Genomic DNA, 12,870 nt, shown 5'->3' on the forward strand with positions numbered 1-12,870 from the left:
GCGTCGGCAACCGAAGGGGGGGACGCTGTCCCCCGCGCCCCCTGCTGTATTTGCACCAGGAAGAAGAGGCATTGACCCGATCTGCCCGGCGGCGTAGGCGCAGGGGCATGACGACCTGGAGTGCAATCACCACGCTGGCCAGCAAGGCCTCTGCCGACGCGCTGAGCGAGGCGCTGGAGGCATTGGACGAGACGCCCTCGGGGGTCGGTGTCTTCGAGGTCGAGGACGGCAGCGGAACCTGGGAGGTGGGCGCCTATTTCACCGAGGCGCCGGACGCCGTCGCGCTGGCGCTTCTGGCCGCGGCGCACCATGCGGCGGAGTTCGTGATCTCGGAGATTCCGGAGACCGACTGGGTGGCCCATGTGCGCCGCGAATTGTCGCCCGTCGAAGCCGGGCGGTTCTTCGTTTACGGCAGTCATGACGCGGACAAGGTGCCGGAGGGGCGTATAGCACTGCTCATCGAGGCGGCGATGGCCTTTGGTACCGGGCATCACGGGACCACCCTTGGGTGTCTTCGGGCTCTCGACGGGCTTCTGGACGCGGGGCTGCGCCCGTCGAGCGTGGCGGATATCGGCTGCGGCACGGCGGTTCTGGCAATGGCGGCTGCACGGGTGTTCGATGCCGAGATCGTCGCCTCGGATATCGACGCCGTCGCGGTCGAGGTCGCGGAAGCGAATCTGGTCGCGAACGGGCTCTCCGGGCGGGTGCGCTGCATCGAGGCCGCGGGGTTCGATCATCCCGATCTTGCCGGAGAGGACGCTTTCGACCTTGTCTTTGCGAATATCCTGATGGGGCCGCTGATCGCGCTGGCCCCGGACATGGCGCGCGCCGTCCGGGCGGGCGGGCATGTCATCCTGAGCGGGATTCTCAACGAACAGGCTGACGAGGTACAGGCGGTCTACGAGGCGACCGGCTTCAATCCGGTCAAAAGGGAAGAGATTGTTGACTGGACGACGCTAATGCTCGCCCGAAACGGGTGAATTTTAGCGAAACTAAGTCTTTTCCATTGGTTACGCCATAATACTGCCATAATGGGACGTATTCTAGACGGGCTCGAATTCAGGGTTCGTGTCTCAGGAGTCGATTATGTCTGCCTCGCAGTTTGATGAATTTGAACGTCGTATGCGCCGGATTAACAGGCGTCATTCCAAGCTGTCGCAAGGCTATGTGACGGCGGTGACCAGCGACGGCCTCGTCGTTGCCAAGCCCCAGCGCCGCGCAAGACGCGGCATGCTGAGAGGGCTGGCGATGGTGGTCGTCGTCATGATGCTGTTCAAGGGTGCGCTTCATGCGCAGCTTGGAGCGCAGTCCTACCAGGATCGCATCGATGCTCTTGCTGCGGGCAATGCCATGGAACAGGCGGGCGCGTATTTCATGGTGGCCGACCCGATCACGCTCTGGATTTCGAAGACGGTGGTTTCCCTCGTGCGATAGGCCTTCCGCCGGGGCCGCCCGGCAGTCCTTTCAGGTCGCACAGAAACGGCCGTGTCCACCAAAGGACACGGCCGTTTTCGTTTCCGGTTTTTCTGAAGTCTCAGAAGAAGCGCTTGCGCGAGATCGCGTCGATGTCGCCACGGGTCAGCCCGATGTCGTCCAGCTCATGGGACGACAGTTGCGAGAGTACCTTGCGGGTCCGGCGCGCGTCGTTCCAGTCGGCGAACATGCCGAGTGCGTTGACGAAGCGGGCGCGGATGGTGTCCGCGAAGGTGGTTGCGTGGCCGCGGTTGCGGCCCAGATCGATAAGAGCCATTGAGGTTCCGCCTGTTCAGGAGTTGTTCGATTGAGCGCACATAGATTGAGCAAAACGCCTGCACAAGCGGCGGAATTGCAATTCTCATATGCATTGGAAGCATAGGTCGTTTTCAAGCGTAAACCGTTTTGAAAAAAGAAGAAATCCGGATCGAATATGTCGATTTCAAGCGCCGGAACGGCGTTTTCAGACTGCGATTGTGGCAGGATTGCGGCGGCAGGCCCGAACGCGACATCCTGCTAAACTTCTTGGCGAATGTTCGCGTTTCGTGCTAATCGTGCCTGAAAAGCAACAAGAGCAGGTGAGGCGATGCGCGTGATGGGGCTGGACCCGGGGCTGAGAGCCCTTGGATGGGGCATCGTGGATGTCTCGGGATCGCGTCTGTCCCATGTCGCAAACGGCATCTGCAGAACGGATGCAGGTCCGCTCGGGCCGAGGTTGGCGGCGCTTTTCGACGAGCTGTCGGCCATCTGGGCGCGATACGTTCCGGAGGCAGCGGCGGTCGAGCAGACCTTTGTCAACAAGGACGGCGCGTCGACGCTGAAGCTGGGCCAGGCGCGGGGCATCGCCATGCTGGTTCCGGCGCGGGCCGGGATCGATGTGGGCGAATACGCTCCGAACGCGGTCAAGAAGGCTGTCGTCGGTGTCGGTCATGCCGACAAGGCGCAGATCGCGCACATGGTGCGGATGCAATTGCCTGGTGTCGAGATCGCGGGACCGGATGCGGCGGACGCGCTGGCCGTCGCGATCTGTCACGCGCACATGATGCAGACGGCGCGGGCCGTTGCGGGGCGCGTCGCATGATCGGGCGGCTGGCGGGGCGGATCGACTACCGGGGCAGCGATCACGTGCTGATCGACGTGAAGGGCGTGGGGTATATCGTCTATGTGAGCGAGCGGACGATGGCCGCTTTGCCGCGCGTGGGCGAGGCGGCGGCGCTTTACACCGATCTTCTGGTGCGCGAGGACCTGCTGCAGCTTTTCGGTTTCACGACGCTGGCCGAAAAGGAATGGCACCGTCTGCTGATGGGCGTACAGGGGATCGGGGCGAAGGCGTCGATGGCGATCCTTGGGACCCTTGGGCCGGATGGCGTGGCGCGGGCGATCGCGCTGGGCGACTGGGGGGCGGTCAAGGCGGCGCCCGGCGTAGGGCCGAAGATCGCGCAGCGGGTGGTGAACGAGTTGAAGGGCAAGGCGCCGGCGATGATGGCGATGGGGGGCGAAGCGCCACCTGTCGCCGACGACGGCGAGGTAATCGAACACGTGGCTCCGGTGGCGCCCAGGGCGGTCAGGTCGTCCTCGGCCCAGTCCGAGGCGTTGTCGGCCTTGCAGAACCTCGGTTACGCGCCGGGCGAAGCGGCGAGCGCGGTGGCCGAGGCGGCCGGGGTTAACGAAGGAGCGGAGACAACGGTGCTGATCCGTGAGGCTCTGAAGCGATTGGCGCCGAAAGGATGAGGTCCGTTGTCTCATACCGGGTTTGTGCCGCCTTCGGCGCCGCGGTGCGAGGGGCGCTGCCCCTCGCGCTCCCCGAAGTATTTGAGCCAAGAGGAAAGCCGGGGGCGGTGCGATGAGCGGACCTGATCCGACACTCCGCCCCGAGCCGCGCCCCGAGGATGCGGACCGGGCGCTGCGCCCGCAGACGCTGGACGCTTTCATCGGACAGGCCGAGGCGCGGGCGAATCTGCGGGTCTTCATCGAGAGCGCGCGGCAGCGGGGCGAGGCGATGGATCACACGCTGTTCCACGGGCCGCCGGGGCTGGGCAAGACCACGCTTGCGCAGATCATCGCGCGGGAACTCGGCGTGAACTTTCGCATGACTTCGGGGCCGGTCCTGGCCAAGGCGGGGGACCTGGCGGCGATCCTGACCAACCTGGAAGCGCGGGATGTGCTGTTCATCGACGAGATTCACCGGCTGAATCCTGCGGTGGAGGAGGTGCTTTATCCGGCGCTGGAGGATTTCGAGCTGGATCTGGTGATTGGCGAGGGGCCGGCAGCGCGGACCGTCAGGATCGAGTTGCAGCCGTTCACGCTTGTGGGCGCGACGACGCGATTGGGGCTGCTGACGACGCCGTTGCGCGACAGGTTCGGCATTCCGACGCGGCTGCAGTTCTATACCGAAGACGAGTTGCACGAGATCGTCACGCGCGGCGCGCGGCTGATGGGCATCGAGACCGGCGAGGGCGGTGCGCGCGAGATCGCGAAGCGGTCGCGGGGCACGCCCAGGATCGCGGGGCGGCTTCTGAGGCGCGTCGTGGATTTTGCGCTGGTCGAGGGTGACGGGCGGCTGACTCAGGAACTGGCGGACAATGCGCTGACGCGGCTGGGGGTGGATCACCTGGGCCTCGACGGGGCGGACCGACGGTACCTGTCGCTGATTGCCGAGAACTACCAGGGCGGTCCTGTGGGCGTCGAGACGCTGTCGGCAGCGCTTTCTGAGAGCCGGGACGCGATCGAGGAAGTGATCGAGCCCTTCCTGTTGCAGCAGGGGCTGATCCAGAGGACCCCTCGGGGCCGGATGCTGGCGGCGAAGGCCTGGGCGCACCTGGGGCTTGCGGCACCTTCCGCGCCGGGGCAGGCCGAGCTATTCTGATCCCGGGCTTTCGAAGAGGGGGCGGGATGGCAGAGCCTGAGTTCACGGCACTTTGGCCGACGAATCTGATGCGGATCACGCTGCCGGGCGCCGAGCAGGCGAACCCGGTTCTTGCCGAACTGATCGAGCGGATGGATGCCGGACGCGACCAGATGACGACGGATTACCTGTCGGGGAATTTCTTCGACTTCGGGCATCCGGCGGTGGGATGGCTGAAATCGTGCGTCGAACGCGCGGTAGTGGATTACGCGCGCGGCACCGGGGTCGACTATCCGATCGACTTCAGCATCCAGGCCTGGCCGAACGTCAACCGGTTCGGCGACTATCACGACCTGCACAATCATCCGCATTCGTGGCTGTCGGGCACATACTACGTGCGCGTGCCCAGCGGCGAGGACGCGCCTCCGGGCCGCGAGGACCGGACGCCCAACGCGATCAGCTTCTTCGATCCACGCCCGCAGGCCAACATGCTGGCGATCCGAAACGATCCGCAGGTCGATCCCGAGCACCGCATCCTGCCGGAGGCGGGGCAGATGCTCATCTGGCCCGCATTCCTGCATCACATGGTGCATGTGAATCTGAGCCGGGAGGCCCGGATTTCGGTGTCGTTCAACATCGTGCTGAGATGGCGGAACGAGTATCTTCCCTGAGCCAGCCGGATGCGGTAGGGCGAGGCATGGAACATCAGGATATCGCGCGCTTTTTCACCCGTTCGGACGGGTCCTATCTGTTTTCCCGATGGGGCAGGCCCATCGTGCCCGTCGTTTTCGGCGTGGACGACCGGACGCTCAGCATCGTGAAGGGGGCGATCGAGGCTGTCGTGGTCCTCGCGGATCACAAGATGGCCGAGACCGACCCGGAACTGGGCGCGAACATGCTGATATTCTTCTTCCGGGACTGGGACGAGCTGACCGAGACCCCGGACCTGGATCGGCTGATTCCGGATCTGGCGGCTCTGGTCGAACGGCTGAAGGCGGCCGATGCAAACCAGTACCGACTGTTCCGGTTCGATCAGGGCGGGGCCATCAAGGCGGCCTTCGTCTTTGTCAGGATGGATGAAGCGCTTGCCGATGTTCCGGCGGAGGATGTCGCACTGGCGCAGGCGGCGCAGTCCATCCTGCTCTGGTCGGACATGGCGTTTCAGGACAGAGGGCCCCTGTCGGCCTTCGAGAGCAAGACGATCCTGAACCCGGAGATCGCGGGGATCATCCGGGCGGGCTATGATCCCGTGATGCCGGCAGTCGCGGACGATCCGAGCCATGCGCTGCGTCTGGCGGCGCGGATCGGCGCGGACAGGCGGAGTTGAACGGGAGGGGCGCGCATCGTGAATGCGCGCCGCCGCAAGATATCATTCGAGTTCGACCAGCAGATCCTTGGCGTCGATCTGGGCGCCGGGAGTGACGTGCACGGCCTTGACCGTCGCGTCGCGTTCGGCGTGGATGCCGGTCTCCATCTTCATCGCCTCGATCGTCAGCATGAGATCGCCCGCCTTCACCTCGGCTCCCGGAGTCACCGCGACGGTCGCCACGACGCCCGGCATCGGAGCGCCGATGTGGCCTTCGTTCGTCGGATCGGCCTTGGGACGGGCCGCGGCCGCGCTCGTCGATGACCGGTCGGTGACCCGTACGGTGCGGGGCTGACCGTTCAGTTCGAAGAAGACCTTGGCTTCGCCCTCGTCGTTGGTTTCGGCGATGGCCTGGCAGCGGATCTCGAGACGGACGCCGGGATCGATCTCGGGCGAGATCTCGTCACCGGGCGCCATCCCGTAGAAGAAGGTCGAGGTTCGCAGCGTGCGCACGGGGCCATAGACCTCGTGGCGCCGGGCGTAGTCGGTGAAGACCTTGGGGTACATCAGGTAGCCCATCAGGTCGTCGTCGGTGATGGCCCGGCCTTCCAGCGACTCGGAGGCTTCTTTCCGCGCCTTTTCCAGATCGACGGGAGGCAGGTTCTTGCCCGGACGGTCGGTCAGCGGCTTCTCGTTCTTGAGGATTTTCTTCACGATCGCCGGCGGGAAGCCTCCCGGCGGACGGCCGAGGTTGCCGCGCATCATGTCGACCACGCTGTCGGGGAAAGAGACTTCCTTCTTGGGGTCCTCGACATCGGCGCGGGTAAGCCCCTGCGAGACCATCATCAGGGCCATGTCGCCCACGACCTTCGACGATGGGGTGACCTTCACGATGTCGCCGAACATCTGGTTCACGTCGGCATAGGTCTGGGCGACCTCGTGCCAGCGCTCTTCGAGGCCCATCGAGCGGGCCTGCGCCTTGAGGTTGGTGAACTGGCCGCCGGGCATCTCGTGCAGGTAGACCTCGGAGGAGGGGGCCTGCATGCCGGATTCGAAGGCGGCGTAGTGGGCGCGGACGGTTTCGAAGTAGTTCGAGATTTCGCGGATCGCGGTGATGTCGAGGCCGGTTGCGCGGTCGGTATGGGCCAGCATTTCGACGACGGTGCCAAGCGTTGCCTGCGAGGTGTTGCCCGAGAGCGAATCCATCGCGCAGTCGACCGCATCGACGCCCGACTCGGCGGCCGCAAGGATGGTGGCGCAGGCAATGCCAGCGGTGTCGTGGGTGTGGAAATGGACGGGCAGGCCGACCTCTTCCTTCAGCGCCTTGACGAGGATGCGGGCGGCATCGGGGCGCAGGAGACCGGCCATGTCCTTGAGGCCCAGCACATGGGCGCCGGCGGCCTTCAGCTCTTTGCCCATGTCGACATAGTATATCAGGTTGTACTTGGCCCGGTTGGGGTCGAGCAGGTCTCCGGTGTAGCAGATGGTGCCTTCGCAGACCTTGTTCGCTGCCACCACGGCGTCCATCGCAACGCGCATGTTCTCGACCCAGTTCAGGCTGTCGAAGACGCGGAATACGTCGATTCCGGTCTCGGCGGCATGCTTGACGAAAGCCTGGACGACGTTGTCGGGATAGTTGGTGTAGCCGACGCCGTTCGAGCCCCGGAGCAGCATCTGCGTCATCAGGTTCGGCATGAAACGTCGGATGTCGCGGAGGCGCTGCCAGGGGCATTCCTGGAGGAAGCGGTAGGCCACATCGAAGGTGGCGCCGCCCCAGCACTCGACGCTGAAGAGTTCCGGCAGGTTGGCCGCGTAGGCGGGGGCGATCCGGACCATGTCGATGGAGCGCATCCGGGTCGCGAGAAGAGACTGGTGGCCGTCGCGCATCGTGGTGTCGGTGATGAGGACCTGTTTCTGGTCCAGCATCCAGTCGGCCAGCGCCTCGGGGCCGAATTCGTCGAGGATCTGGCGAGTGCCAGGGCGCGGGGACTCCGTGCGGAGTTCGGGTTTCCGGGGATTCTTGACATCTGCGGGAGGTTTCGGGCGGCCCACCGTCTCGGGGTGGCCGTTGATCATGATGTCGCCGATGTAGGTGAGGATCTTGGTCGCGCGGTCCCGGCGCGGTTTGAAGTCGAAGAGTTCGGGCGTCTGGTCGATGAACTTGGTGTGGTATTCGTTGTTCAGAAACGTCGGGTGCTTGAGCAGGTTCTCGACGAAGGCGATGTTGGTCGACACGCCGCGGATGCGGAATTCGCGGAGCGCCCGGTCCATCCGGGCGATGGCCGCCTCGGGCGTGGGCGCCCAGGCTGTCACCTTTTCCAGAAGCGAGTCATAGTAGCGGGTGATGACCGCGCCGGAATAGGCGGTGCCGCCGTCGAGACGGATTCCCATGCCGGTGGCGCCCCGGTAGGCGGTGATGCGGCCATAGTCGGGGATGAAGTTGTTGGTCGGATCCTCGGTGGTGATCCGGCACTGAATGGCGTGGCCGTTCAGCTGGACGTCATATTGCGACGCCGTGCCGGTCGCCTCCATCAGCGACTTGCCCTCGGCGATCTTGATCTGGGCCTGCACGATGTCGATGCCGGTGACCTCCTCGGTCACGGTGTGTTCGACCTGGACGCGGGGATTGACCTCGATGAAGTAGAATTCGCCGCTGTCCATATCCATCAGGAATTCGATGGTGCCGGCGCATTCGTATTTCACCGCTTCAGCGATCTTTTTGCCGAGGCTGCAGATCTTTTCACGCTGGGCGCCGGAGAGATAGGGAGCGGGCGCGCGCTCGACGACCTTCTGGTTGCGGCGCTGGACCGAGCAGTCGCGCTCCCAGAGGTGATAGATGTTGCCGTTCTTGTCGCCGAGGATCTGCACTTCGACATGGCGCGCACGCATGATCATCTTCTCGAGGTAGCCCTCGCCGTTTCCGAAGGCGGCTTCGGCCTCGCGCCGGCCCTCGAGAACCTTTTCCTCCAGTTCCTCGGGCTTGAGGATCGGCCGCATGCCCCGGCCGCCGCCGCCCCAGGAGGCCTTGAGCATCATCGGATATCCGACTTCCTCGGCGGCCTTGCGGGTGGCCTCCATGTCGTCGGTCAGGACCTCGGAGGCGGGAATGACCGGCACGCCGGCCTTGATTGCGACCTTGCGGGCGCTGGCCTTGTCGCCGAGGGCGCGCATGGTTTCGGCCTTCGGGCCGATGAACGTAATCCCATTTCGTTCGCAGGCATCGACGAAGGCCGGGTTTTCGGAGAGCAGGCCATAGCCGGGGTGGATCGCATCGGCACCGCATTCGCGCGCCACGCGGATCATCTCGTCGATGGAAAGATAGGCCGCAACGGGCCCCATGCCCTTGCCGATCAGATACGCCTCGTCAGCCTTGAAGCGGTGCAGCGACAGCTTGTCTTCGTCGGCATAGACCGCAACGGTTCGTTTCCCGAGTTCGTTCGCCGCCCGCATCACGCGGATTGCGATTTCGCCACGGTTGGCGATGAGGATCTTCTTGAACTCGGTCATCTGGGCAGGTCCTGTCTTTGCAGTTGCAGCACTGTGTTAAAGGTTGGGTAATTATTCAGCAAGTGTTGGGGTGGAAGGTTGATTGACCGTGCCGCATTGCATGCCTGTGTTTCTGCATGTGCGAAATGATGGCGCCTAAACTTTCGTCGTTTCTGATGTGTATGTTCAGCCTGTTCCCTCGCGGCGGATGGTCGGTTTCGGAGGTTCTTGAACGAAGTCGGTTGGCTGAAGATAGGGCGAAAAGTTACCGCGAGTAAAGTTTCTGGCTTATCGCCTTATTTTTGCCACATTGCCAGTAAAATATCGATATTTGTTTGAGTCGTTTGTTTGAGGAAGCGTTTCGTGTCGAGTTCTTTTTTTCAAGTGCAAGCCTTCAAAAGAAATGCGTCTTTCTTCGAGAGACGATTTCTGAATTCGGAAAGCGGCTCCCTCACCATTTTCAGCCTGTTTCTGTTCGTCATTCTGCTGATGATGGCTGGCCTTGCCGTCGATATGGTCCACCACGAGCGGAATCGGGTATATGTCCAGAATACCTTGGATGTCGCGGTGCTTGCCGCAGCCAGCGCCTCGCAGGATCTGGACTCGGAAGAGGTCATCGCCAGCTTCGTCGAGGCGGCCGGTATAGACCCCGACACCATCCATTTGACCACAAGCGATGTGGATGGCGAAACGCGTGCGTCGGCCGCGGCGGATGTCTCGACCGGTACCTTGTTCGCAGGCTTGATGGGCATCAACAGCCTGTACAGTCCGATCGATTCGGAAGCGATGGAGAGCATGACGAGGCTCGAAATATCCCTCGTCCTCGATTTCTCGGGATCGATGCGTGAGAACGCACAGGGTTTGGGGGCCGGGGGTGAAAAGACCCAGGCCTTGCGTGATGCTGTCGGGGATTTCATCAACCTGATCTATCAACTTGATTGCTCCACCGGCGTTTGTACCCAGCCGAATTCGAACGTGGACGTAACCGTGAACATCATTCCCTACGCAGGAACGGTGAACCCGGGCCCGGAGATGGCCGAGATCCTCGGGATGGATCGGTGGCATGACTGGTCGTCCTGCCCGTTTCTGGAGGCATCCGATTACAGCAATACGGCGCTTCCCGATGCGGAAAGCCAGATGCCTCACTTCGTGATCTGGACCGAAGAACTGGATGTCTGGACGCAGTATGGCTGGTGTCCGACTGACGACGGTTCGATCCTCTATGGTGGAACCGATCCGGAAGCGATCAAGCAATATGTCAACGATCTGCCTCTGTACGATGGGACGGCAACGGCTGAAGGGTTCAAGTGGGGTCTTTCGCTGCTGTCGCCGAGTTCGCGCAACGAGATGCAGGAGCTGGCAGACCTTGGCGTGACCGGCGATATCCGAGACGATTTTCCGGCGAACTATACCACCAACACGAAAAAGGTGTTGATCCTGATGACCGATGGCAAGACGACGCCGCAGGTCGTGCCGACGGATTTTTCCTTTGACGCATTGTATGACAACGATCGCCCGAACAGACCGCTGTACGACGAGTATCTCCATATCCTGGATCGCTATGCCAGCGTCGGATCCGACGGTGAGCCGAACACCCTTGAGGAGGTGGAGGCCTATGTGCAGCCCCAGGTGAGGTGGAATGCGTTGGATGATCCGTTGTTCACTCGCGAGGAAGCCGTCGCCAATTTGTTGCAGCAATGCGCCCTGGCCAAGTCGGCGGCCAACGGAGCCTCGGACCCCATATCGGTATATACGATCCGCTTCCTGAACGATGACGACTGGGTCGAGAACTACATGAGGGAATGCGCCAGCGAAGAAGGGTTCTTCTTCGACGTGAACGACCTCGATATCCAGTCTGCTTTCGTTTCGGTCGCGCGCCACATCAATCACACCATGCTCGCTCTGGTGAGATAGCGCAGTTTGCCATGCGGTTCATTCGGGCCCTGGAGGCATTCCCGCCTTCTAGGCCCGAGTGACCAGATGGTCCTTCAGTTCCGCCAGCGTTCTTGCCCCGATCTGCCCCATGTTCAGGAACATGTCATCCTTGAGGATGTGGATCAGGTGGGGCGGACCTTTCTCGCCGAGGGCGCCCACGGCATAGTGGAACGCGCGGCCGAGCATCACGAAATCCGCGCCAAGCGCCAGTGCGCGCATGATGTCCAGACCGCCTGTCACGCCGGAATCGAAAACGATCGGCGTGTCGGGGAGCGCGGCACGGATGGCAGGAAGCGCGAGGATCGACGCGGGGCCCCCGTCGAACTGGCGCCCGGTATGGTTCGAAATCCAGATGCCATCGACGCCCTTGTCGACAAGCCGCTGCGCGTCCTCGACCTTCTGGATGCCCTTGACCAGGAACGGGCCATCCCAAATCTCGCGGATTTCGTCGATGTCCGACCAGCCGGGCTGGCCGCGAATGATGTGACCCGCATGGGCCACGGAGTTGTACTCGTTTGATTTCTTCGCGTAATCCTCGCAGAACTTGAGGCTTGGGATGCCTTCCTTGAGCGTCCCGATGGTCCACTCGGGATGGGTCATCATCGACCAGATCATCGCCGCATTCACCTTCGGCGGGATTGTCAGGTTGGCGCGCCGCTGACGCTCGCGTCGCGAGTCCACCGGGACATCGACCGTCAGGATCAGGGTATGAAAGCCGGCGTTCTTCGCGCGCGCAAGCATATCGGCGCGGATGTCCTTGTCGCGTGGCATGTAGAGCTGAAACCAGCCCTGATCGCCGATGGTGGGCGCCAGCGTTTCGGGCACCACGGTCGCCACCGTGGACATGGAATAGGGAATCCCCGCTTTCGAGCAGGCAGCCGAGATGATCTTCTCCGCCCTCGGCCACATGATGCCCGACATGCCCACCGGCGCGCAGCCGAAGGGAAGCGGATACTTCCGTCCCAGGAACTCGGTCGAGAGGTCCGGCGTGAAGTTTCCTTCAAGGATCGACGGCATGAAATGGATGTCGTTCAGCGCCGACATGTTGCGGCGATGCTGGTCTTCAAGCCCGGTCGCGCTGTCGAGGTATTCGAAGACGAAATGCGGCACGCGGCGGCGCGCGCGTTTGCGCAGATCGGAGATGGCGGGAAAGCGAGTGTCGAGGTTCATGGCGCGAATATGCCCGGTTCTGGAATGGCCGCAAGGGGGCAGGGAGACCTTAACCATCTCGCAACCCTGAACTCAAAAAGGAGAAGATAAGATTTGCGCCATATGCGACTAAAGGCACGTGGGGTCCGGGCGCAGTTCAGGAGTATTCAGTGCCATGATTCAGATCGTTTATGAAAGCGAAGCCTCGGCGTCGTTCCGCGCGCAAGATCTTGTCGACATCATCGAGATTGCAAGGTCTGCAAACCCGGCCCGGCATATCACGGGCATGCTGATCTTCCACGAAGGGCGCTTCGTGCAGGTCATCGAAGGGCCACAGACCAACGTTCTAGAGCTTTACCAGCATATCCAGTCCGATCCGCGCCATGCGGACATCTGGCGTCTTGCGCGCCTGAGCATAGAGGAGCGTGTTTTTGCGCGATGGAGCATGGGCTTGCTGACCAAGGACAACATGCCCGAGCGGCTTGTCGACAGTTTGCGCGACTTTCGGGAGGTGTCCTGCCGCCTGAAGCAAGCCGCCGCAGCCAACCCAGATGGTGATAGCGCCTATACGGTGCGACTTGTGAGAGGCTTTCTGAGCCAGTTCAAGGAATTGGAAACCGCCTGAATGGATGGCGAAAAAAGGCGGAACAAAATGGAAACTTCACTTTAACCTCCC

At 62.6% G+C, this 12,870-nt stretch carries 12 protein-coding genes; 9 read left to right on the plus strand and 3 right to left on the minus strand.

From position 1 onward, the window contains the following. The first annotated feature begins 107 nt into the window (after nt 1-107). Together ACKLNI_RS06150 and ACKLNI_RS06155 are read left to right on the plus strand one after the other, a co-directional pair. On the plus strand, nt 108-980 hold the full coding sequence (locus tag ACKLNI_RS06150; protein ID WP_413718175.1) for a 50S ribosomal protein L11 methyltransferase: 873 nt from the start codon (nt 108-110) through the stop codon (nt 978-980). A 142-nt stretch (nt 981-1,122) separates the two neighbouring features. Next, nucleotides 1,123-1,434: a hypothetical protein gene (locus tag ACKLNI_RS06155; RefSeq protein ID WP_413718176.1), complete on the plus strand. Its 312-nt coding sequence runs from the start codon at nt 1,123-1,125 to the stop codon at nt 1,432-1,434. Nucleotides 1,435-1,534: 100 nt separating this feature from the next. On the opposite strand, the gene ACKLNI_RS06160 is transcribed toward ACKLNI_RS06155, so the two are convergent. Continuing rightward, a complete protein-coding gene (locus ACKLNI_RS06160; protein ID WP_413718177.1) occupies nt 1,535-1,750 on the minus strand; it encodes a DUF1127 domain-containing protein in 216 nt (71 codons plus the stop codon). A gap of 309 nt (nt 1,751-2,059) precedes the next feature. Between ACKLNI_RS06160 and ruvC the strand changes: the two genes are divergently transcribed. The 5 genes from ruvC (at nt 2,060) to ACKLNI_RS06185 (ending at nt 5,645) form a co-directional block, all read left to right on the plus strand. Further along, the gene (ruvC, locus tag ACKLNI_RS06165; RefSeq protein WP_413718178.1) at nt 2,060-2,554 is read left to right on the plus strand and encodes a crossover junction endodeoxyribonuclease RuvC; all 495 of its coding nucleotides are present in this window, start codon (nt 2,060-2,062) and stop codon (nt 2,552-2,554) included. Further along, the gene (ruvA, locus tag ACKLNI_RS06170; protein ID WP_413718179.1) at nt 2,551-3,204 is read left to right on the plus strand and encodes a Holliday junction branch migration protein RuvA; all 654 of its coding nucleotides are present in this window, start codon (nt 2,551-2,553) and stop codon (nt 3,202-3,204) included. The genes ruvC and ruvA overlap by 4 nt, the downstream gene beginning before the upstream one ends. Before the next feature lie 112 nt (nt 3,205-3,316). Beyond that, nucleotides 3,317-4,339: a Holliday junction branch migration DNA helicase RuvB gene (gene ruvB, locus ACKLNI_RS06175; RefSeq protein ID WP_413718180.1), complete on the plus strand. Its 1,023-nt coding sequence runs from the start codon at nt 3,317-3,319 to the stop codon at nt 4,337-4,339. A 26-nt stretch (nt 4,340-4,365) separates the two neighbouring features. Continuing rightward, a complete protein-coding gene (locus ACKLNI_RS06180) occupies nt 4,366-4,989 on the plus strand; it encodes a TIGR02466 family protein (protein ID WP_413718181.1) in 624 nt (207 codons plus the stop codon). A gap of 26 nt (nt 4,990-5,015) precedes the next feature. After that, nucleotides 5,016-5,645: a hypothetical protein gene (locus ACKLNI_RS06185; RefSeq protein ID WP_413718303.1), complete on the plus strand. Its 630-nt coding sequence runs from the start codon at nt 5,016-5,018 to the stop codon at nt 5,643-5,645. 42 nt (nt 5,646-5,687) lie between these two features. On the opposite strand, the gene ACKLNI_RS06190 is transcribed toward ACKLNI_RS06185, so the two are convergent. Beyond that, a complete protein-coding gene (locus tag ACKLNI_RS06190) occupies nt 5,688-9,131 on the minus strand; it encodes a pyruvate carboxylase (protein WP_413718182.1) in 3,444 nt (1,147 codons plus the stop codon). A gap of 363 nt (nt 9,132-9,494) precedes the next feature. Between ACKLNI_RS06190 and ACKLNI_RS06195 the strand changes: the two genes are divergently transcribed. Then, nucleotides 9,495-11,024, plus strand: coding sequence for a pilus assembly protein TadG-related protein (locus ACKLNI_RS06195; RefSeq protein ID WP_413718183.1), 1,530 nt, complete (start codon nt 9,495-9,497; stop codon nt 11,022-11,024). 48 nt (nt 11,025-11,072) lie between these two features. Here the strand turns inward: ACKLNI_RS06195 and ACKLNI_RS06200 are convergent, their stop codons facing one another. After that, entirely contained in the window at nt 11,073-12,215 is a 1,143-nt protein-coding gene (locus ACKLNI_RS06200; protein ID WP_413718184.1) for an alpha-hydroxy acid oxidase, read from the minus strand. A gap of 154 nt (nt 12,216-12,369) precedes the next feature. Here ACKLNI_RS06200 and ACKLNI_RS06205 point away from each other — a divergent pair, with 154 nt between their 5' ends. After that, the gene (locus ACKLNI_RS06205) at nt 12,370-12,819 is read left to right on the plus strand and encodes a BLUF domain-containing protein (protein WP_413718185.1); all 450 of its coding nucleotides are present in this window, start codon (nt 12,370-12,372) and stop codon (nt 12,817-12,819) included. The last annotated feature ends 51 nt before the right edge of the window (nt 12,820-12,870 follow it).

This window comes from Silicimonas lutimaris, from assembly GCF_047314965.1.
Lineage (GTDB): Bacteria > Pseudomonadota > Alphaproteobacteria > Rhodobacterales > Rhodobacteraceae > JAVJUV01.

Bases quoted from the DNA above. Each gene is read 5' to 3' on its own strand.
- ACKLNI_RS06150 (WP_413718175.1), top strand. From the start codon at position 108: ATGACGACCTGGAGTGCAATCACCACGCTGGCCAGCAAGGCCTCTGCC.
- ACKLNI_RS06155 (WP_413718176.1), top strand. From the start codon at position 1,123: ATGCGCCGGATTAACAGGCGTCATTCCAAGCTGTCGCAAGGCTATGTG.
- ACKLNI_RS06160 (WP_413718177.1), bottom strand. From the start codon at position 1,750: ATGGCTCTTATCGATCTGGGCCGCAACCGCGGCCACGCAACCACCTTC.
- ruvC (WP_413718178.1), top strand. From the start codon at position 2,060: ATGCGCGTGATGGGGCTGGACCCGGGGCTGAGAGCCCTTGGATGGGGC.
- ruvA (WP_413718179.1), top strand. From the start codon at position 2,551: ATGATCGGGCGGCTGGCGGGGCGGATCGACTACCGGGGCAGCGATCAC.
- ruvB (WP_413718180.1), top strand. From the start codon at position 3,317: ATGAGCGGACCTGATCCGACACTCCGCCCCGAGCCGCGCCCCGAGGAT.
- ACKLNI_RS06180 (WP_413718181.1), top strand. From the start codon at position 4,366: ATGGCAGAGCCTGAGTTCACGGCACTTTGGCCGACGAATCTGATGCGG.
- ACKLNI_RS06185 (WP_413718303.1), top strand. From the start codon at position 5,016: ATGGAACATCAGGATATCGCGCGCTTTTTCACCCGTTCGGACGGGTCC.
- ACKLNI_RS06190 (WP_413718182.1), bottom strand. From the start codon at position 9,131: ATGACCGAGTTCAAGAAGATCCTCATCGCCAACCGTGGCGAAATCGCA.
- ACKLNI_RS06200 (WP_413718184.1), bottom strand. From the start codon at position 12,215: ATGAACCTCGACACTCGCTTTCCCGCCATCTCCGATCTGCGCAAACGC.
- ACKLNI_RS06205 (WP_413718185.1), top strand. From the start codon at position 12,370: ATGATTCAGATCGTTTATGAAAGCGAAGCCTCGGCGTCGTTCCGCGCG.